The following is a 21,151-nucleotide window of genomic DNA, read 5'->3' on the forward strand; positions in this document are numbered from 1 at the left end:
CTTTAGACCGCGCCGTCCAGCGCGGGAGTGCGGGTGATCAGCTCAGCCGTGGGGTTGTCGAGTGATTGGTGGTGGAACGCCAGCCGTGGAAGCTCGAAGACCGGCACCTCGCCGGCGGGTTCGGCGCTGAGATCCAGTTCCAGGCCGGCCGCGGTGGCCTGCTCGGCAAGCCCGATCAGAATCGGGGCGGCGCCGGCCAGCAGCGTCCGCACCTCCAGCAGCAGGTCACCCGGCTCGGCCGGGCCGTCCTCGGCCATCGTCCGCAGCCTGGCCAGCTGGTCGGCGATCGTCTCAGCGGCCCGGGCGACGCTGAAACCGCCCAGCTCGTAGCAGCTCCGCAGCCTGGCCAGCACCAATCCGGCCCGGGCCCGGCCGGCGGGCGTGGTCGCCAGCGTAGTTCCGGCCCGGCCGGTCATGAGCAGTGAGACCGCCTCGGCAAGGGCGTTCCACGGCTCGACCAGTCGCTGCTCGGTCACCTCGCGCAGCGCCTGCCGCGTGAAGTTGGTGCGCTGGTACTCCGGCGCGGTCAGCGCCAGGAAGAAGCGGACCAGGTCGCGTGGCGTGTCGGCCAGCAGCTCGGTCCCCCGGATCAGGTGATTGCGGCTGGTGGAGAACTTCGCGCCGTCCAGGTTGTAGAACTCGTTGCAGACGTTGCTTTCCGGCAGCACGTAACGCTCGCCGTGCGCCATCAACAGCACCAGGTCCATCAGGCCCCAGTGGTAGGTGTTGTCGAAACCGTGGAAGTACACCACCTCGGCGCCGTGCTCGGCCCGCCACAGCTCGTCGAACGCTTCCGGCTGCTGCTCGCCCTGCTGGCCGGCGGCCCACCAGGTGCTGTACATCGACGCCGGCATCGCCTCGATCCAGGGGTAGAGGATCTGACCCGGCGTCTCGGCGAACGGTGCGGCGATCCCCCAGTCGCCCGGCATCGTCATCGGAATCTCGGGCAGTGGCCCGGCCAGCAGCTCACGGATGAGCTGCATCGAGTGCGGCCGCCAGCGGTCCTCACGCGCCTCGAAGTAGGCGCTCAACCGCTCGCGGTAGTCCTCCATCGGCAGTACCAGGATGGTGTGCTCCCGGTAGCTCACCGGCTCGGCCGGGTCGAGGGTGGAATGCGGATCCAGCAGCTCGTCAAAGCTGTTGGGATGGCCGCAGTTCTCGCAGGTGCCCCCGCAGCTTCCCGCCAGGCACACCGGGCAGGCGCCGGTGACCAGGCCGTCGAACAGGTAGGTCCCGCTGTGCTCGGCATAGGGCAGCCGAACCGTCCGGGCGCGCAACCGGCCCTCGTCGTGCAACCTGGTGACGAAGGACAGCACGCTCTGGCGGTACCGCTCATCGATCGGCGGCAGCCCTGCCATCGAGATGCCGATGGCGGTCAGCGACCGCTGGATGGCCGCCGTGGACGTCTCGCACAACGCCTGGGGCGTGGTCGCCCGCTTGGCGGCGGTGGCCACCACGTAGGTCTGGCTGTCGTCGGTGCACGTCGTGTAGATCACCGACCGCCCGATCGCCCGCAGGTAGCGGGCGTAGATGTCACCGGCCAGGTAGGGACCGGCCAGATGCCCTACATGCAGGTCGCCGTTGGGAGTCGGCGTGGCGGCGATGACGATCGCTGGGCGGGCGGGGCCGCCCGAGCCGGTCATCTCTCTTCCTCGTGCCGGGCAGTGAACTGGGCAGCGAGGTCGGCGTCCCACCAGACCGAGTACATCTGGAAGTCGGCGTCGCCGTCGTTGACCACCTGATGGGTCGACCCGGGCTTGAAGTGGGCGATGTCACCGGCCACGAAGGGCACCTCCTCCCCCTCGCAATGGATCTTCGACGAGCCGGTGAGCGCGATCCAGATCTCGTACTCGTGGTGGGAGTGCGGACCGGAGGCCGCGCCCGGCGCGACCACGCACCAGGAACCCTCGAACGGCGCGTTCAACGCCGGCCACGGCATCAATCGCTGGGCCCGCAAGCCGTTGTCCAGCTTGAGGTCCTCGCGAGACAGGCTGTGGATTTCCATTTTCTCGAATGCCTTTCGACTAGCTCGGTACCGGAACTGTGGCCACCAGTTGGTGGCTCGGCTGATGGGCAAGCAGATCGCGGACGATCTCCTCCGACCGCACCGCCAGCAGGCTCAGCAGCGAGTCGGCGATGCCATGGGTGGCCTCGTTGACGCCCTGCAGGTAGCAGCCGGCCCGCACGTTCGGCGGCAGGTTCATCCGGTAGCTGCGGCTGACCGAGACCTCCTCGACCGACACCGACGCGGCCAGGTCACGGACCACCTTCGGCATCTGGCGGTTGAAGCCGGTGCCCAGCAGCACCAGGTCGCACCGCAACTCCTCCGAGCCACCGTTCTTGCGGTCGCTCAGCGTCAGCACGACCTCGTTGTCGTTCATCCTGGCGTCGGCGACCTCTGACATCGTCATCATGTGCAACCGCTCGACGCCGGTGAGCTTGTCCAGGTACATCTGCTTGTACAGCACGTCCAGCAGGGCAGGGTTCAGGCCCGAGTAGTTGGTGCGGTGCATCTCGCGCAGCAACTGGTCGCGGGCCTCGGGAAGCGCGGCGTGGAACTCGTCGACGAACGACGGGAAGAACAGCTGGTTGGTGAACTTGCTGTTCTCGTAGCAGTTCAGCCCGATCGAGCGCATCACCATGGTGCACTGGGCGTTCGGGAACTCCTGGTGGCTGGCCCACAGCATCTCCGCCGCGCTCTGGGCGCCACCGAGCACGACGATCCGGTGCTCGCCCTCGCGCTCCAGGCCGGTGATCCGTGATGAGAACTCGGTGCTGTGAATGAGCCGTTCACGAGGGATCTGCTCGAAGACCCGAGGGATGTGCGGATCGCGGCCGGCGCCGAAGATCAGGTTGCGGCAGGCGATCTCGCTACCGTCGGCAAGCCGCACCAGCCACTCGCTGACCTCGCCGTCCGAGCCGTAACCCGGCTCGATGCTGACGCAGCGCCGGCCCGACTGGATGCGAACCTGGTTGAGGTTGCGTGCCACCCAGCTCAGGTAGTCCGAGATCTCCAACCGGTACGGGGTGAAACTGCCGAGGTTGATGAAGTCGTCCAGCCTGTCGGTGGAGTGCAGGAAGTTGATGAACGAGTACTGGCTGCGCGGATTGCGCCGGGTCACCAGGTCTTTCAGAAACGACACCTGGCTCTGCGACCAGGGCAGCAGCAGGCCGCGCTGCCACACCACCGTGTCGTGTTGCTCGACGATCACGGTCTCGCGTGCCACGTCGGGCGCGAGCTCTTCCAGCGCGACTGCCAGCGCCAGATTCGCGGGTCCGGCGCCGATCGCCAGTACCTCTACTTCCTGCCGGTCCAAGGTATTCCCCAATCTCGTCATGTGATGGCTACCGTTGTCCGGCGGTCGTCGTGCTGGCGTCCCGCACCAGGTCGACCAGATCGGAGATCCGGCGCGCGGCCTGGTAGGAACGCAGGTCAAGGGTGATGCCCAACTGGCTCTCCAGTTGGGCCAGCGCCTCCAGCGAGCTCAGGCTGTCCCAGTCATAGGCAGCCAGCACCGGGTGGTTGTTCAGGTCGTCCACTGACTCGTGCAGGACATCGCTGAGGATGTTCACCACGGTTTGCTCTATCGAGGCTGCTTCAGTCATCGGGTTGCTCGCTCTCTGTCCGGTTGCGTTATCCAACTGGGCGCCGGATCCCATCCGTCGCGCAGATCAAGGGTGAAGGTGCCGTCCTCGGCGGCCGGACGGAATCCGGCGCGCTCCCAGAAGCCGGCCGCCGTGCCGTTCTTGCTGGAGGCGATGAAGCTGCCCTGCAGGGTGGTCGCGCCGGCCTCGTTCGCCCGGTGAGCGAGCCAGTCGATGGCGGCCAGCTCGATGCCCCGGCTCAGCACCCGGCAGCTCAGCACCATGTTCAGCACCCGCCAGGTCTGCTCGCCGCAGTCCACCCACAGCGCCCCGACGACTCCCTCGTCCCCGAAGCGGTCCGCGACCGTCAGCGAGGCGACCAGGTGCCGCTGATCGGCAGCCATCGCAGCCGTTCGCGCCTCGTCGAAGCGGATGCCGGTGAGGTTGAACTGGTTGGTGCGGGCCGCCAGTTGGGCTACCCGGGCCACCCCGAACTGGGTGACCGGCTCGACCTTCAGCTCGATGTTCAGCGCGTGCAGGTAGTCCTCAGACGATCCGAAGCCGCCTTGGAAATCGCTGCGCAGCGCGCGGGTCCGGTAGAGCGCCGGGCGATCGCGGTCGGTCTCGGTGAGATCCAGGACGTCGAACCAACCCGGTTCCAGCAGCGAGTGGACCAGGTGGGCCGGGTCGCCGTCGGCTGCCACCAGGGCAACCTCGGGCAGCACGCTGGCCACCTGGCCGCGCTCGAACGCGGAGTCGTCCATGAAGACGAACGAGCCTGTCGACAGGCTCAGCGACTCGGCGGCCTGGCGCAGGTTGTCGGCCTTGGGTGACCAGTTCACCGCGGTCACGGAGAAGGCGTCCGAGCGCAGCAGCATCTCGGGATGGTTTCCCAGCGCGTCATCGACGATGGCGGCGTCGTTCTTGCTGGCCAGCACCAGGATGACGCCCTGCTCGCGCAACCGGCGCGCGCTGCGTTGCAGGTTGAGGAAGCAGGAACCGGGATACAACCCGCCCAGCTGCACGCCGGGCGCGCCCACCTCACCGAGCACTCCGCCCCACAGCGTGTTGTCCAGGTCGAGCGCGAGCACCTTGCGCGACAAGCCCATTCGAGCCTGCACCACCCGGGCCACCTGCCGGGCCAGCACGTGCAAGGCGCCGTCGGTGTAGGGCAGGTCGGCGTAGCGGTGCAGCCGCGCGTCGCGGGCCGGGAAGGGCTGGTCGGCAAGCAGGCCGACCAGATCCACCACCACCACCTGGCGGTGCTCCTCGGCCAGCGCCAGCAGGTCGGCGTTGAGTTGGTGCCAGGCCCGGGCCAGCGCGGCCCTGGCCCGCCAGCTCAGGAAGGTCTCGCGCACCTCGGCCGGCAACGGCAGGGTGTGCAGCACCAGGGTTGCCGAACTCCGTTGCGACACCGAGGAGATCAGGGCCCGGAACTCCTGGACCCGGGCCTGCAGGTGCTCGGTCACCGCCTCGACGTCCCCGCCGTTCCAGTCACCCGGCAGGAAGTAGGACTCCTCCATCAGGCAGGCCAGGACATCGGGCTCGCCCTCGGCGGCGAAGGCGCCGGAGGCCAGGGAGAACTCGAAGTTGCCGTAGTCACCGACCGAAATGGCAGGTAGCGCCCCCACCCCCACCAGGCTGGTCCGCAACAGCGGCTCGAACGGGCCGACGGTGCAGGTCGCCAGCACCGCGAGGGTGACCGGCGGCAGGCTCGCGTCCTGCGGCTCGAGGCCGCCGAGCAGCCGGCCCAGCTTGCGGGCCAGCGCCGGATCCGACAGTTGTGCCAGCGACACCCGTACCTCGGTGGTCGGCGCGCGGCGCTCGGCTACCGCGCTGCGCACCCCTTCCAGCAGCGTGCTTGAGTTCGTCATCTGGCCGGGTCAGACCTGAACCAGCGTGCAGTACCAGCGCATACCGATCGAGATGCCTGACATCGCCACCAGGTCGCCGGGTTTGATGTCGCCGCGCTGCCGGGCCTCGCCGAGGCTGATCAGCTGATCGGCCGCGCCCATGTGCCCGTGCCGGGCCGAGATCTCGGCGTTGGTGTGCTCCACCGTGACGCCGAAGGGCGCCGCCACCTCCTCGATGGTGTCCGCGCTGTCGTTGATGTAGATCACGTGGGCCAGCTGGTCGGTAGCCACACCGGCCTGCTGGCAGGCCTGCTGGATCACCTCGGTCATCCGGCCGCTGAGCTTCTCCTGGAACTCCCGAAGCCGGTTCGGGTCCTTCTGGAAGTGGTTGAGCACCCGCTCCAGCCCGCTGGGGGCGGTGGCGGTCGACCAGTCGGCCGGCGGCTGCGGCGTCACCGCGCCACCGAAGTCGCAGCGGAAGAAGTCGCACAGGTCAGGATCGGTGAACTGCGCGGTGGACAGCCACCGCAGCTGGTCGTGACCGCGGCGCAGCACCGCTGCCACCGCCCCGTCACTGTGCACCGCGTTGTTGACGTTCATCCGGTTGCGGTGGAACTCGCTCACCCGGTTCACCGCCACGAACAGCACGGTGCGCAGCTCGGGTTGGATGGCCAGCTGGCCGGCGACCATCCCGAGGCCGGTGACGCCGGAGGCGCATCCCTCGTTGAGCAGCAGCGTCTGGGTCTTCTCGATACCCAGCTCCCGGGCAAGCCCGGCCGAGGTGTCCCAGTAGAGGTAGTCCGGCATCTCCGAGGTGGCCAGCACCACCAGGTCGAGCTCGGAGGCGTCCATGTTCAGTTCGGCCAGCGCCTTGCGGGCCGCGTCGGCGGCCAGGGCGGTCGCGGTGACCTCCGGAGCGGCCCGGTGGAACGTGGAGTACCCCCACCGGATCACCCGCTCGGGGTCGGTGACGTAGGAGCCGGCGGTCTCGCTCACGTCGAGGTCCTGCCCGAAGGCGTAACCGAAGGCCAGGATGCCGAAGTCGACGACCGGGCTTCCTGGGGCCCTCTGAGAGTCACCGGCGGCGGTTGCTTGGAGGATGCTGGCGCTGTCAGCCATCTATTGGTCCTTCACGTCGTTGTGGATGCGCGGCCGAGCGCCCCGACGAGGGGGTTGCTCCCGGCTTACTTCGCGCTTGCTTCGCGCCGCCTATCCTGACCATCGACGTTGTACCAGTCACTGCACTAATGACTGCACTAGACAGTTACCTCTGGTCTTATGAAGTTTTATAGGTATTGTTCCTGCCTACCAAGAACCCCTAGTTTTTTGCCATTGCTGCTCAGCGCAGCAGGAGGCGCTAATGGAGGATGTCCAAAGCGCTGGGATTAAATTCGAAGTGCTTGGTCCGCTTCGTGCGTGGCGTGACGGCGCCGCGCTGCCACTCGGACCAGTGCAACAACGGGTCGTCCTGGCGGTTCTACTGCTGCACACCAATCGGCCCATCGGTCGGCAGCAGATCATCGACGCCGTGTGGGGCACGGCGCACCCCACGCATGCGGTCAACCTGCTGCAGCGGCACGTCTCGTCGCTGCGCCGGGTGCTCGAGCCGCAGCGCTCTGCCCGCGCGGCCTCAGACCGGGTGGTCTGGACCGACGGCGGTTACCTGTTCACCGTGGCTTCGGGCAACCTGGACCTGGAGCAGTTCGACAGCAGCGTCAGCCTGGCGCGGGCAGCCCGGGTGGCCGGTGACCTTCCGAAGGCGGCCGCGGCGCTGCACTCAGCCCTGCAGCTGTGGCGCGGACCTGCCTGTGACGGGTTGATCAGCCCATATCTGGACGCTCAACGCGAACAACTGGCAGAGCGGCGGATCAGCGCGCTGGAGGAACGGATCGACCTGGACCTGGCCCTGGGCAACCATCTCGACGTCATCGCCGAGCTGCGCGCGCTGGTCGCGGACTACCCCCTGAGGGAGCGGCTGCGCGGGCTGCTGATGTCGGCGCTCTACCGTTCGGGGCGCCAGGCCGATGCCCTGGCCGCCTATCAGGACGCCCGCCGACAGCTGCGCGACGAGGTCGGCGTGGCGCCGGCCGCCCCGCTGCAACGGCTCCAGCAACAGATCCTGGCCGCCGATCCGGACCTGGCGCCACCGGCCCCGTCAGGGCCGATCACGGTGAGCGCCGGTCCGCCCCGCGAGCATATTCCGATGCCGGCGCAACTACCTCGCGATTTGTCCACCTTTGTCGGCCGCGACTCTGAACTGCACCAACTAAATTCGTTGATAAATGCTGCGCCGGGTTCAGAAGGCCCAGAGGTGACTGCGCTCCATGGAATGACGGGTGTCGGCAAAACTGCACTAGCGGTACATTGGGCGCATCAAATTCGAGACCGATTTTCAGATGGACAAGTTTACTTGAACCTCCGTGGACATGATCCAACTGAGCCATTGATGGACCCGGGTGAGGCGCTGCGGACGGTGTTGGAGGCGTTTAGCGTCCCGGCGTCGCAGGTCCCGGCCGGCCTGGAAGCCCGGGCCGCGCTCTACCGCAGCGTGCTCAGTGGCCAGCAGGTGTTGATCGTGCTCGACAACGTCCACGACGCCGAGCAGGTGCGCCCGCTGCTGCCGGGCTCAGCCGGTTGCCGGGTGCTGCTCACCAGCCGGAACCAGCTGACCAGCCTGGCCGCGATCGACGGCGCCCAGTTGCTGGGCATCGAGCCGCTGTCGGACTCTGACGCTCAGGCGTTGCTGGCTCGCCGGCTCGGCGCGCACCGGGTCGCTCAGGAAGCCGCGGCGGTGGAGCAGATCGTCCAGGCGTGCGCGGGGCTGCCACTGGCGCTGTCCGTGGTCGCCGCCCGCGCGGTGCCGGACTTTCCCCTGGCTGTCGTGGCAGACCGGCTGCGTGCGGCTCAGGGCAGCCTGGACGCCTTCGACGGAGGCGATGAGACCGCGAACCTGCGGAGCCTGCTGGCGGGCTCGTATCGCTACCTCAGCCCCGCCGCCGCCCGGCTGTTCCGGCTGCTGCCGCTGCTGCCGCGTCCGGACTTCACCGGCTGCGTGGTGGCCGGCCTGGCGGGGATCGAGCTGCCAGAGGTGGAATCCCCCATGTTCGAACTGCGCCGCGCGAACCTGATCAACGAGACCAAGCCCGGCCTGCACGCCATGCACGAGCTGCACCGGGCCTATGCCAGCGAGCTCAGTCTCAGCTATGACACCGACGAGGAGCGGCGGCGGGCGCTGCGCGGGCTGTCCGAGCATTGCCTGCACCCGGCGCACCGCGCGGATCGGTTGCTCAGCCAGTTCGGGGAAGACAACCGGATCTGGCGACCGAACCGATCACCGGTCAGCGCTGACGATTCCCCCGCTCACCACGACGCGCTGGACTGGTTCACCGCCCAGCATCCAGGACTGCGCTGCGCACTCGGCCCAGCTGCCGGTGATGGCGTGGACCAGAGCCTGCGGCAGCTGGCCTGGACGTTCGAGTCATTCCTGGAAGGCGATGACTACCCGAGGGATTCCAGGACCGCTCACCGGAGCAGGCCCTCACACGAGGAGCAGCCGCGCCATCCGGCTGGGCAGGCCATCTGTCACGGCTGCCTGGCCTACGCCTACGCCCAATTGGGCCGGCACCATGACGCCGAGCTGCACGCGCGGCAAGCCCTTGCGCTGTATCAGGAAATCGGCCACCGCACCGGCCAGGTGCACTCCTACCGGTTGCTGTCGTGGGTGCTGGACCGGCAGGGTCGCTACCGTGACGCACTGGCGCAGGCGCAGCTGGCCAGCGAGCTGTCGGGCGAGCGCGAGCTCGACCTGCACGGCTGACGCGGCGCCCACCGGGTAAGCCCTACCCGGTGGACGCCGCGTCGGACATCAGACGAGGCTGCGTACCCGCTTGATGATGGGACCCAGAACCTCCATGTGCGGACGCTGAACGCTGAAGTAGGAGAAGCCATAACGCTCGCGGCTTTCCAGGATCTGACGGGCGATCTCCTCTTCGGTGCCCATCAGCAGGAACGGGCACTCCAGCATCTGCTCCATCGTCAGGTAGGGGCCGAAGTCCTCCATGGCGTTCTCGGCCGCCTGCCGCCGGTTGTCGGTCACCTCGACGCCCAGGATGAAGGCGTTGCGCTCGATCTGATCCACCCGATCCCCTGCCTTGGAGCAGAAGTAGTCGACCGCTTGCTGGGTCTCCTCGGCGGTGGTGAGGCGCAAGGTGGCAGGGGGCTGTCCGGATACCTGCAACCGGCCCGCGAAGCTCGCGATGTCCGCCTTCTCGGCGGCCAGTCCCACCATTCGCTCGCCGCCGGAGCCGATCAGCCACGGCGGTGAGGTCACGCCCTCTTCCAGGACCAGCAGTTCCTCGACCTTCTCGATCGTGGTTCGCACCCGCTCGTAACGCTGCTGGAACGGCTGCCACTCGATGCCGGACTCGTCGAATTGGGATTTGATCAGGCCCGTTCCGATCCCGACCTCCAGCCGGCTGTCGGTCAGCCGCTGGGCCGTGGCGATCTCACGCGCCAAGAACCAGGGATGCCAGAACCCGACGTCCAACACGTAGGTGCCGACGTGCATCCGCTCACACGAGTAAGCGGCAGCCATCGACGCCAGGAACGGTGACGTGCGGCTGGGCCCCAGATGGTCCACGCCGACCGCCACGTCAAAGCCGTAAGCCTCGGCACGCTGGCAGGTGTCGACGAGTTCTTGCCGACCGCGAGGGGTGGCAAGGGTGAACCCGAACCGGAAGTCCCGTTCGGCCGCGGGCTTGTTCAACGCCGTCATGATCGCACCAGCCGCGTGATTGCGTCGGAGAAGTCGAAGTCGCTCAACACACACCTCATCAGGTTGGAGTAACGAACCGGAGCTTCGCTGCCCGGTCGGGGAGTTCGCCTGCGACAGCCAGCTGCCCGCTGGCGGTAATGGTCTCTGCCTCACGTGCTCGTCAGCACGTAGACAGGCAGATTACCGCTTCAGGACAAGATGTCTATGGTTCAAGGAAGAAATCCCGCCAGGGGGCGCTGATCGCAAACGCGAGAAGGCCCCGCCGGATCGCTCCGGCGGGGCCTTGTCGTTGTGCGTATTGGCTGTTACGGGGTGACGCTCTGCACGATCACGTCGCCGGAGCCGACCAGCACGTTGCCGTTGGTGCGCACGTCAACCGTGCCCAGCAACGCCCGGCCCGAAGCCGGAGCCGCGTTCGCGGTCACCGATCCCGGAACCGTCCAGCTGGCGTTGGCCGGCCGCACCGCGTTCGCGTCGGTCACCGACACCGTCCCGTAGGCCGGGTTGGCGAAGACGTCGACGTAGTTGAACGTGGTGGAGCCTGCCGGCACCGCGAAGCCGTCAACCAGGGTGACCCAGGTGCCGGCCGCCGGGTTGGCGATGGTGACCGATTCCTCGCTGTCGCCGTCCGCTGCCTGGCCGGCCAGCACGCAGCTGCCAGTCGTGCAGTTGTAGACGTACAGGTCGAGGTCAGCCCCCGGGTCACTGGTGCCACCGATGGTGGCCCGCAGTGAGGTGGAGCCCGGGGCCACCGTCAGCTGGCGCTGCTGCGAGGCCAGGTTGGCGATGGTCGGCTTCTCGATCCGGGCGCTGCCCAGCGCGGTGCCGACCGCCCGGCCGGTGAACTCACCGAAGATGTTCTTCAGCGTGTAGCTGCGAGCCACCGGAGTCCCGATCGTGGCCGACGCGATGGTGTCGGGGTTGGGCGAGACGGTCGCGCCCAGGATCGAGGTGGTCAGGGTGTACGGCGCGTTCTCGGCATCGGAAGTACGCCGAGCCTCGATCGTGACCTCCCAGACACCGGCGAAGGGGTTGCTCGTCGTACGGCTGGTCGGCGAGCCGACGCAGCTGCCGGACGAGGGGTTGTAGCAGCTCAACGAGGAGTTGGCGTCAAGGGCGACCCCGTACGGGTGGAACCGCAGGAAGCGGATCTGCCCGGCTCCCGGAGTGTCGCCGCCACCCACCAGGTCCACCTTCAGCGCCGGCGTGTTGGCCGGGACGTTGAAGAAGTAGCTGGTGACCTGGTTGCGACCGATCGTGCCCGAGTGCGCGATCGAGTAGTTGTTCGCCGCGGAGAACTGCTCCGCCGCGACAACGGTGTTCAGCGTCTGCCCGTCGATACCGGCCGTCGACGGGTCGTCGAGGTTCAGGATCGCCGAGTGCGCGCCGGCACTGGTCGGGTTGACGTTGACCGCCAGCGTGACCGGCGAGTTCAGCGGCAGCGAGATCGAGGTCGCCGCGGTGCTGAAGGTGCCGTCGTTGCCGACCCAGCTCAGGTTGAAGCTCTGGGCTCCGCCTGCGCCGGAGGTGCGGGTGAAGGTGTAGGTCCGGACGTAGTTGTCGCCAGCCTTGACCCCTTCACGGTCATAGATGCCCTCGCCGCGACCCGGCGTCGCCAGGAAGCCCGAGAGGACGGTGTTGACCGGAACCGAAGAGGTGATCGTCACCGGCTTGATGTTGGTCTTGAGCAGGTTCCACGCGGCGGGGACGTTGAACAGGCCGTTGCCCTGCTCGAAGGCGCCGTAACGCGGAATGTAGCGGGCTGAGGAGGTGATGGCCTGACGGAGCTGAGCCGGCTGGCTCTGCACGCCGGACTGCTTGGCCGCGCTCACCAGCAGCGCCGCGGCGCCGGCTGACTGGGGTGCGGCCATCGAGGTTCCGTTGGCCATGCCGTAGCCGGTGGGCAGCGGGTACGTGCCGGCCAGCGGAGAGGGCGCCTGCCACATCGGGACGGTCGAGACCGCCGCTCCGGGAGCGATGATCTCGGGCTTGAAGCCACCGTCTTCACGGGGGCCACGGGAGGAGAAGCCGTGCATGTTGTCGACGTGGCTGGAGTCCGAACCGTAGTTCTTCTGCCAGGTCGCCTTGCTGATGTAGGAGCCGACGGACACCACATCGGAGGCCGCGGACGGGTCGCCGATGGTGTTGATGCCTGAGCCGTTGTTGCCGGCCGAGATGAAGATCTGCACGTTGTACTGCTCGATCAGGCGGTTGTAGAGGACCGCCCGGGTGTTGTTGCCGTCGTTGAGCGCCGGCAGCCCGCCGATCGACATGTTGATCACGTCGACGTTGCCCTGCTTGGCGATGAACGTCATGCCCTCGATGAGGGCGTGGTTGGTGCAGCCGGTGGTGAACATGCAGACCCGGACGCTCTTGAGCTTCGCGCCGGGGGCCGCACCGGACATGGCGCCGCCGAACATCTTGTTGGCGGCGGTGATGCCCGCGACGTGGCTGCCGTGCAAGCCGGACACGATGCCGATGTTGACGTACTTGTTCTGGCCGTCGATCTGCACGACGAACGGCATCGTCTCCTGGATCGGCGTGGCCGGGTTGTCGACACCGAAGTGGCCGACGTCGAACTTCGTGGCGTAGTTGGTCATCGCCGCGTCGTCGCTGAAGTTGTTGTTCTGGTTGCTGTCGACGCGCACGGTGTTGGCGGTGGTGTCCCACAGCACGCCGAACTTGTCGGTGGTGTCGCCGTCGCGGTTGACGTCGCTGCCGACCTCGCCACCGAGGCGGGAGTCACCCTCGACGAAGGTGGCGGTCCGGTAGGCGCCGGCCGGCGCGGTGTAGTTGACGCCCCCGAAGGTGAACGCCGGGCCGCTGACCTGGGCGGCCATGTTCAGCCAGGTCGGGTCGTTGTCGGTGAACGGGTCTGTCGCGGTCACCCAGTCGGTGATCTTGCGCTCGCCGGTCGTGGTGGTCGACAGCGCGGGGTGGTCTAGGTCGATGCCGGTGTCGAGGATGCCGATGGTGGTGCCCCGGCCGTCCCAGGTCGGGTTGGCCGCGGTGAAGGCGGCCGCGCCGGTCTCACCGACAGGCATGTAGGGGTTGTCGCGCGGAGTGGTCGCGTTCGGGGGCGCCTGCGGGGTGGGGTCCTCAGCGCCGGCCGGGATCGGGTCGTCCAGCGGGACGATCTCGTCCAGGTCCGCCGCCACGATGCCCGCCAGGTTGGCCGCGGCCTCCGCCTTGGCGGTCGGCACGTCGGCGCGGATGTAGCTGACGTCGCCGTCAGCCTTGCGGATCACAGCGCCGAGGGACTTCAGGCCGCTGATGACAGCGTTGTTCTTGCCGGGCGCCGCGGCGATCAGCAGCGTCACCGTGGACGCGCCCTTGGCCGTTGCGGTGGCCAGCAGTTCCCGGTCGTGCTTGCCGAGCTGGGAGTGCTTGGCCGAGCCGGCCGGAGCGCCGGGGGCGCTGAAGGCCGACGGTGCGGAGACGCCGGCGGCGACGAGTGCGCCGAGCGCTGTGAGGGCCACCGTGCTACGGCGAGCCCTCGAACCACGCGAAATATGCATGCAATCCACCTTGTAAAGGTTGGGGGGGAGTTGGGGTGACAGTGCTAATTCAGTCATGCCGGATGCATAAGGTCAAGATGCAATCGTATACGTCCACTAAACATCCTATGCGAAGTACGTCACACCGGTGCCACTGGAACGTGGCAGCTGTGAGTGCGGGGTCTGGCGCTCAGCCGCCGGCATCGGCCACTATCAGAGATCAGCGATGTCACAGCGCCCTTATCGCCTGCTGTACATCGTTGTACAAATCGGTGGTAAAAGATCTTTAGACGAAAGGCGAGCCCGTGCGGAGAATGCGACGAGCTGCTCACCGGCGATTTCAGACGGGTGCCGCGGTGCTGGCCGCGGCGGTCCTGACCGTGGCCTGCGGGGGCAGCGAGGAGCCACGGTCGCCGTCGCCGGGCGGGACGCAGTCCAGCGCATCAGAGGCGCCGTCCGGGTCGGGCACGGCGGCCGGCGACAACAACAAGGTGCTGGGGCGCTCGTATGAGAACCCGGTGTATGACCAGGACTTTCCCGACCCCGCGGTGCTTCGGGTGGGCTCGCAGTACTACGCCTACGCCACCCAGGGCGGCGGCTCGAACATCCAGGTGCTCACCTCGCCCGACCTGGTGAGCTGGAGCCAGGCGCCCGACGCCCTGCCGCAACTGGGCAGCTGGGCCACCGGCGGAAAGACCTGGGCGCCGGAGGTGCTGGCGGTCGGGGGCGCCTACGTCCTGTATTACACCGAGCAGGACCAGAAGTCGGGCAAGCAGTGCATCGGCCGGGCCCGGTCCGACAAGCCCGGCGGGCCGTTCGTCGATGACAGCCGGGCCCCCCTGGTCTGCCAGGCCGAGCTGGGCGGCTCGATCGACCCCAACCCGATCCGGGCCGCCGACGGCGCCCTGTACCTGTACTGGAAGAACGACGGCAACTGCTGCGGGCAGCCGGTGCGGCTGTGGGTGCAGCAGCTGAGCCCGGACGCGGCCAGCCTGCGCGGCGCCCCGGTGGCCCTGCTGTCCAACACCAAGCCCTGGCACGGCAACCTCATCGAGGCGCCCGAGATGGTCGTCCACGACGGCCGGTACTTCTTGTTCTACTCGGCCAACGACTACGGCTCGGACAAGTACGCCGTCGGCTATGCCAGCTGCCAGAGCCCGACCGGCCCGTGCGTCGACCGGTCTGCCGAACCCCTGCTGAGCACGGCTCCGGCGGCGGCCGGCCCCGGGCACAACTTCGTGCTCGACCTGCCCGACGGCTCCAGCGTGATGTTCTTCCACGCCTGGCCGCCCGACGCCATCGGCTCCACCATTCCGGGCCGCCAGCTCTGGATGGAGCGGTTGGAGTGGCGCAACGGGCAGCCGAGCGTGGCGCCACCGGACTGACACCAGACCCACCGGTTCTATGCGAAAGGCCGGCGCAGGCGGCCCGAAGGCCTACCCGCGCCGGTCCGTTTCGCTCAGCTCACCCCTCCGAACGAGCTCAGCAGGTCACGCTCAGGCGCGGGCCGAGGGTGGCCGAGCCTTCCTTGGAGTAGTACGCCGCCGCGTCCCCGCTGGTGTTGCCCACCCGGATGGTGAACGGCTGGGTGACGTCGACCTTGCCGGTCAGGTCGATCGTGATGGTCTGGCTGAGGGCCACCGCCCCCTGGACGTGGATGGCAGAGCCCACCCGCGGCGGCGCGGTGTTCCAGTTCACCGCCGCCTGTGCCCAGGAGCGGTTGTCGGTGAGGTAGAAGTCACCGCCCTTGACCGATCCGTTGTCCGTGCCGCTGCCTACGGTCAGGCTCAGCTGCACCTTGGTCACCGTGGTGCAGCCGGCCGGCAGGACGGGCTTGAACTGCAGCACCGCGTCGGTGACCGGACTGCCGTCGGCGCTGACCCGGGTGGCGGTGGCGCTGGGCTGCGTGGTCGGGGTCGACTGGGCGATCGTCACGTCGTCACTGGCCATGGCCGTCGCGGTGGCGCCGCTGGTGGCGGGCGGCGTGGTCACCGGCGCCGAGGTGGCGCTGGCGCCGTTGCCGGCCGCGTCCTTGGCCCTGACCGTGTAGGTGTAGGTCTGCTCAGCGGCCGCCGTGGTGTCGGTGTAGCTGGTGGCGCCGGCGCTCAGGGTCGCCAGCGGGGTGCTGGCGGAGTTGCGGTAGACCTCGTAGCCGGTCACGCCGACGTTGTCCGAGCTCGCGGTCCAGCTCAGGTTCACCGAGGTGGGTCCGGTAGCGGTGGCTGTCAGGTTGCCGGGCGCGCTCGGAGGTGTGGTGTCTGTCGTGCCGCCCGGCACGGTGGCCGGCGCGCTGTCACCGGACTGGTTGCCGAGCAGGTCGTGCGCCCGGACGGTGTAGCTGGCTCCGGCCACCGGCGCCGCGTCGCTGTAGGAGGTCACGTTCGGCCCGACGGTGGCCAGCCACCGGCCGTTGCGGTAGATGTCCTGGGCACTGGAGTCGCTGCTGGCGCTGGCCGTCCAGGTCAGCCGGACCGCGGTGCCCGACGTGGCGGCCGCCAGCCCGGTGGGAGCCGCCGGCGCCGTGGTGTTGCGGGTGAAGTTGTAGGTCACCGGGTCGAACGGGGCGCCGGTGGAGTCGGTCGGCGTGACGGTCACGGTGGCGCCGTTCACGGTGACCTTGAGGAAGTGATAGACCTGCGCGTCCGAGGTGGGCCTTTCCGCCGCGCCGCACCGGCTGCCCGAGGCGCTGCTGTTGGACCAGCCGATCGCGTAGGCGTCGGTGGTGTCGCATCCGCTGACCGGCGCGACCTTGGCGCCGCCCCCGCCGGTGACGTAGCTGGTCACGCCACCGGGCGGGGCATAGTTGCGCTGGTAGATGTGGGCGTGGCCGTTGAAGGCCAGGTCGACCCCGTTGTTGGCCAGCAGTCCCTCGAGCGAGTCGATCGAGGTCGGGGTGTTCGGGTCGTTCTGCAGGTAGACGTCGCTGCCCTCGGTGGCGCTGTCGGCACGCAGCGGGTAGTGGAAGAAGGCGAATTTGACGCTGTTGGTGTTCGCCTCCAGATCGGCCTTGAGCCACTGGTACTCGGGGCTGGTGGTCTGCCAGTGGTAGTCCCGGTCGACCTGGTAGGCGCCGCCGGGCGCGGTGCCGACGTTGCTGCTGCTCCAGTCGGCGTTGAGGATGTAGAAGCGGGCGCCGCCGGAGTTGAAGGCGTACCAGACCGAGGGGTAGCTGGCGGGGTTGGTGTCGTCGATTCCGGAGTAGGTCTCCATCACGTACTTGCCGTTGGAGGCCGCGACCGTCGCCGCCTGCTTCCAGGTGCTCAGGAAGATGGCGTTGCGACCGTGATTGCCGCTGGTCGCGAACAGCGGGATCGACGCGCCGGGCGCCTTCCAGTAGTCGGCCCCGAAGACCTGGCTCACGCCGGGGCCGGTCGCCACCAGGTTTCCGTAGTTGTCCTGGCTGCCGTTCTGGTAAGCGATGTCGCCGGTGGAGACGGCGAACTTAACGCCGCTCTTGGCGAGCTGCGCGTCGACGTTCTTCTGGTTCAGCCCGCCGGCGATGCTGTTGTCGCCCCAGTCCCCCAGCACGGCGAAACTGAACTCACCGCTGTGGCCCATCGTGGTGAAACGCGGCGCGACGTCGGTCTCCAGCAGGTCGACCGGCGCCGAGCCGCCGGTGAAGATCCGGTAGCAGTAGGTGGCGCCGGCGGTCAGGCCGGTGATCCGGATCGAGGTCTGGTACTCCACTACGCCGGCCACCGTGATCGGAGCGTTCACCGTGTTGTTGGAGCTGGTCACCGACTTCGAGGTCAGCGTGCAGCCGGTGGTGCCGCTGGGCGTCCCCCACTGGACCGCGTTGGCGGCGCTGGCCACCTTGACGCTGGTGTCGAAGGTGACCTGCACCGAAGTCGTCGTCAGGTCGGTCAGGTACGGATAGCGCATCAGCGTCGAGCTGTGCGCCGACGCCGACGGCGCGGCCAGGAACGTCGAGGCGGCGATCGAACTCACCGCGGCCAGCACGACACCGGCCCGCACCGACCAGCGGCGCGACCTGGCGGGCCGGGTAACGGCGGCAGCACGAAATGAAGACAACAAGTTAGTTCCCCCGTAGTACCGCGTAGCGCGTCTGTTCGCGCCGCGAATATGGTTCGCGCAGGCTTCAGCGCACATCCCAACCCACCGATCCTGACTTTGCCCGAGCAGGCCTGTCAAGCTGGCTTGACCTTTACACAGAAAGGGCTTACTCCCCGTCACCACTGGGTTCGCTTGAGCCACCGCGGGCGTGTTCCAAGGGTAGGGGACGGTTCTCACGAGGTGAATACGGATCAGAGGGCGCTGTTCTCATCGTCAGTTGCGACCACCACGGTGCACTGCAACGCCGCTGACTCCAGGACTCGCGCGTCGAGCCCGGCGCCGGTGACGGCCTCGGCGGTGTGGACGGCCTGGCGCCGGCTGGTCTCGATCAGCAGGCTGCCGCCCGGCGCCAGCCACTCGCGGGCGCCGGCCGCCACCCGCCGCTGGACGTCGACGCCGTCCGGACCGCCGTCCAGCGCCAGCCGGGGCTCGTGCTCGCGCGCTTCGGCCGGCATCAGCGCGATGGCGTCGGTGGGCACGTAGGGCGCGTTGACGACCAGCACCTCGACCCGGCCGCGCAGCGTGGTCGGCAACGGCTGGTAGAGGTCACCGGCGTACACCCGGCCGCCCACCGGCGCCAGGTTGCGGCGGGCACAGCGGACCGCGGCCGGATCGAGGTCGCTGGCGTGCAACTCCAACCGCCCCAGCACCGTCGCGATCGCCAGGCCGAGGGCGCCGGTGCCGCAGCACAGGTCGAGCACGACGGCACCGGTCCGGGCGCGCGCGACGGCCAGCTGAACCAGGAACGCGGTCCGCTGGCGAGGCACGAACACGCCGGGGTCCACCGCCACCCGCACGCCGCGGAATTCCACCCACCCCAGCAGGACTTCCAGCGGCCGGCCGGCGGACCGCTCGCGGATCAGGCCGGCAAGGTCCTCCGGTGTCCGGGCCGCGTCCAGCAGCAGGCGCGCCTCTTCTTCGGCGAAGACGCACCCGGCGGCCCGCAGGGCGTCGGTGGCCGCGGACAGCGGATCTGCCGAGGCTGACATCGCGTTAATCTACCTCGCACCCGGCGACGGGATCGGCCAGCAGCTGAGGACGTTTGCGGTATCAGGTGCTGAGGTACTTGACTCGACCTCATGGCTCGCACCTCAGCACCGGCTGCCGAGAAGCTGACTGCCTACCGGCGCAAGCGCGACTTCAGCCGCACCTCCGAACCGTCCGGTGACGCCGCTGGCGCCGCCGGGGCCGCGGCGCCCCGGTTCGTGGTGCAGCGCCATCGGGCCCGCCGGTTGCACTACGACGTGCGGTTCGAGATCGACGGGGTGCTGGCGAGCTGGGCGGTGCCCAAAGGCCCGACCCTGGACCCCGCCGCCCGGCGCGCGGCCTTTCATGTCGAGGACCACCCGATCGAATACATCGACTTCGAAGGCGTGATCCCGTCCGGTGAGTACGGCGGCGGCGACGTCATCGTCTGGGACGCCGGCACCTGGGAGCCGGGCGAGGCCGACCCTGCCGCGGCAGTGGCGGCCGGCGAGCTGCACGCCGAGCTGCACGGTGAGAAGCTGCGCGGCCGCTTCGTCCTGGTGCGGACCAGGCAGGACTCCGGGGGCAAGGAGCAGTGGCTGCTGCTGCACAAGCACGACGAGTTCGCGGTTCCTGGCTGGGACGCCGAGGAGCACCCGCGTTCGGTGCTGAGCGGCCGCACCAACGACGAGGTGCTGGCCGACCCGGACCGGATGTGGCGCTCGGACCTGCCGGCCGGCGAGGCCTCCATCGCGCTGAAGGGCGTGACGGGCGCCGAGGTCGAGCGGCCGAGCCCGGACGAGCTGGCGGCCCTGGATGACCTGCCCGCCGCCGGGCAGTGGCAGATCTTCGGCCGCGAGCTGAGAGTCACCAATCTCGACAAGGTGCTTTTCCCGGGTTCGACCGACCACGAGCCCATCACCAAACGCGAGTTCCTGCGGTACTCGGCTCAGATCGCGCCGGTCGCGTTGCCCTACCTGGCCGGTCGGGCGTTGAACATGCACCGCTTTCCCAACGGCGCCGACAGCAAGGGCTTCTGGCACAAGGAGTTGCCCGCTCACGCCGCCGGCTGGCTGCCCAGGTGGGAGAACCCGGAGGCCGACCAGGGCGACTCGCGCACCTACCTGGTGGTCAACGAACCGGCCGCCCTGGTCTGGGCGGCCAACTTCGGCGCGCTGGAATGGCATGCCTGGACCTCGCTCACCGACCAGCCGCGCCAGCCCACTTACGCCCTGATCGACATCGACCCCGGCGACTCGACGTCGTGGCAGGACGTGCTGGTGCTCGCCCGGCTGCACCGCACCGCCTTCGAGCACCTGCGGGTGCGGGCCTGTCCCAAGGTCACCGGTCGCCGCGGCATCCAGATCTGGGTGCCGATCAGCCGCGGTCCCCGCTTCTCCGACACCAGGCGGTGGGTGGAGCAGCTGTCCAAGACCGTCGGCGCGGTCGTGCCGGAGCTGCTGAGCTGGAAGTGGGAGGTGCGCGAGCGGGCCGGCAAGGCGCGACTGGACTACACCCAGAACGCGATCAACAAGACGCTGGTCGCGCCGTACAGCGCCCGCCCGGCGCCCGGAGCGCCGGTGTCGATGCCGATCAGCTGGGACGAGCTCGACGACCCGGACCTCAGACCGGACGGCTTCGCGATGCGGACGGTTCCGCAACGCATCGCCGAGCAGGGCGACCTGTTCCGCCCGCTGCTCAACGCCGATCAGCAGCTGCCGGTGCTCGGCTAGCAGCCCCACGGCCCGGGCGCCCCCGTTCGCCCGGGCCGTGCGGGCTGCCTCGGGCTCAGCTCAGCCGGCAGCTGGTCACGGCTGCGTCGAACCGCTCGGGCCGGTGGGAGCCATCCGCGGCCGTGCGCATCCGCGCCGTGATGGTGAAAGCGATCTTCGTCCCGTCCTCGGCCGAACCCCGGAAGGACACCCGGAGGTTGACACTGACATCGGCCTGCTGCCCCGCCTCGCCGGTGCCTCGCATCTGGGCCAGTTCGGTGCCGGTGCCGGTGAAGGTGCGCAGCACCGTCCCGTCCGCGGCCAGCTGTCGCAGCGTGAACGTCTCGTTCAGGATCTTGCCGATGCCGGTGAACGAGCCCGCCTGCGCACCCCGAGTCTTGGTCTGGATGCCGAACACCTCGTCCATGTTCGCCAGCGTCAGCGCGCTGCCCGCGAAGCCGCACATCCCGTCCAGCGGAACGAAGTCCCAGTACGACTGGGGATTCCCGGTGATGTACTGCTCACCGGTGACCAGGTAGACCGAGTGGCTGCCGTGCTGAGCCACCAGGATCGGGTCTTCGGCGTAGGCGACTCCGTCGAGGCCGGCCAGCATCGCCAGGCCGGCTGCCGACGCCAGCGCCGTACGGGCCAGACGTCTCATGTCAGATTTCCCTTTTCTGCGAAGCGGAT

The 21,151-nt window shown here is 68.6% G+C and carries 14 protein-coding genes; 3 read left to right on the top strand and 11 right to left on the bottom strand.

What is annotated here, in order from left to right:
• Window positions 1–2 precede the first annotated feature (2 nt).
• Genes VF557_00345 through VF557_00370 form a run of 6 tightly spaced genes read right to left on the bottom strand, consistent with a single transcriptional unit; the run spans window position 3 to window position 6,557 of the window.
• The gene (locus VF557_00345) at window positions 3–1,643 is read right to left on the bottom strand and encodes a class I tRNA ligase family protein (protein ID HEX8078635.1); all 1,641 of its coding nucleotides are present in this window, start codon (window positions 1,641–1,643) and stop codon (window positions 3–5) included.
• Window positions 1,640–2,005 (bottom strand): cupin domain-containing protein, encoded by a 366-nt coding sequence (locus VF557_00350; protein ID HEX8078636.1) that lies wholly within the window; start codon window positions 2,003–2,005, stop codon window positions 1,640–1,642. The genes VF557_00345 and VF557_00350 overlap by 4 nt, the downstream gene beginning before the upstream one ends.
• Window positions 2,006–2,024: 19 nt before the next feature.
• The gene (locus tag VF557_00355) at window positions 2,025–3,329 is read right to left on the bottom strand and encodes a SidA/IucD/PvdA family monooxygenase (GenBank protein ID HEX8078637.1); all 1,305 of its coding nucleotides are present in this window, start codon (window positions 3,327–3,329) and stop codon (window positions 2,025–2,027) included.
• 16 nt (window positions 3,330–3,345) lie between these two features.
• A complete protein-coding gene (locus tag VF557_00360) occupies window positions 3,346–3,606 on the bottom strand; it encodes an acyl carrier protein (GenBank protein ID HEX8078638.1) in 261 nt (86 codons plus the stop codon).
• On the bottom strand, window positions 3,603–5,459 hold the full coding sequence (locus VF557_00365) for an HAD-IIIC family phosphatase (protein ID HEX8078639.1): 1,857 nt from the start codon (window positions 5,457–5,459) through the stop codon (window positions 3,603–3,605). The genes VF557_00360 and VF557_00365 overlap by 4 nt, the downstream gene beginning before the upstream one ends.
• 9 nt (window positions 5,460–5,468) lie before the next feature.
• A complete protein-coding gene (locus VF557_00370; protein ID HEX8078640.1) occupies window positions 5,469–6,557 on the bottom strand; it encodes a 3-oxoacyl-[acyl-carrier-protein] synthase III C-terminal domain-containing protein in 1,089 nt (362 codons plus the stop codon).
• A 331-nt stretch (window positions 6,558–6,888) separates the two neighbouring features.
• On the opposite strand from VF557_00370, the gene VF557_00375 reads away from it, so the two are divergent.
• Window positions 6,889–9,255, top strand: a complete 2,367-nt coding sequence (locus VF557_00375) for a BTAD domain-containing putative transcriptional regulator (GenBank protein ID HEX8078641.1) — start codon at window positions 6,889–6,891, stop codon at window positions 9,253–9,255.
• 48 nt (window positions 9,256–9,303) lie between these two features.
• Here the strand turns inward: VF557_00375 and VF557_00380 are convergent, their stop codons facing one another.
• Both VF557_00380 and VF557_00385 read right to left on the bottom strand, forming a co-directional pair.
• Window positions 9,304–10,212 (bottom strand): TIGR03621 family F420-dependent LLM class oxidoreductase, encoded by a 909-nt coding sequence (locus VF557_00380; GenBank protein ID HEX8078642.1) that lies wholly within the window; start codon window positions 10,210–10,212, stop codon window positions 9,304–9,306.
• Window positions 10,213–10,517: 305 nt separating this feature from the next.
• On the bottom strand, window positions 10,518–13,691 hold the full coding sequence (locus tag VF557_00385; protein ID HEX8078643.1) for a S8 family serine peptidase: 3,174 nt from the start codon (window positions 13,689–13,691) through the stop codon (window positions 10,518–10,520).
• Window positions 13,692–14,023: 332 nt separating this feature from the next.
• Between VF557_00385 and VF557_00390 the strand changes: the two genes are divergently transcribed.
• Window positions 14,024–15,094 (top strand): glycoside hydrolase family 43 protein, encoded by a 1,071-nt coding sequence (locus VF557_00390; protein ID HEX8078644.1) that lies wholly within the window; start codon window positions 14,024–14,026, stop codon window positions 15,092–15,094.
• Between the two features lie 97 nt (window positions 15,095–15,191).
• Here the strand turns inward: VF557_00390 and VF557_00395 are convergent, their stop codons facing one another.
• Both VF557_00395 and VF557_00400 read right to left on the bottom strand, forming a co-directional pair.
• A complete protein-coding gene (locus VF557_00395; protein ID HEX8078645.1) occupies window positions 15,192–17,684 on the bottom strand; it encodes a fibronectin type III domain-containing protein in 2,493 nt (830 codons plus the stop codon).
• A gap of 290 nt (window positions 17,685–17,974) precedes the next feature.
• Window positions 17,975–18,772 (bottom strand): putative protein N(5)-glutamine methyltransferase, encoded by a 798-nt coding sequence (locus VF557_00400; GenBank protein ID HEX8078646.1) that lies wholly within the window; start codon window positions 18,770–18,772, stop codon window positions 17,975–17,977.
• Window positions 18,773–18,862: 90 nt separating this feature from the next.
• Between VF557_00400 and VF557_00405 the strand changes: the two genes are divergently transcribed.
• Window positions 18,863–20,482, top strand: a complete 1,620-nt coding sequence (locus VF557_00405; protein HEX8078647.1) for a DNA polymerase ligase N-terminal domain-containing protein — start codon at window positions 18,863–18,865, stop codon at window positions 20,480–20,482.
• Between the two features lie 55 nt (window positions 20,483–20,537).
• Here the strand turns inward: VF557_00405 and VF557_00410 are convergent, their stop codons facing one another.
• Window positions 20,538–21,122, bottom strand: coding sequence for a hypothetical protein (locus tag VF557_00410; protein ID HEX8078648.1), 585 nt, complete (start codon window positions 21,120–21,122; stop codon window positions 20,538–20,540).
• Between the last annotated feature and the right edge of the window lie 29 nt (window positions 21,123–21,151).

Origin of the sequence: Jatrophihabitans sp. (assembly GCA_036389035.1) — a bacterium.
Classification (GTDB): Bacteria; Actinomycetota; Actinomycetes; order Mycobacteriales; family Jatrophihabitantaceae; genus Jatrophihabitans_A.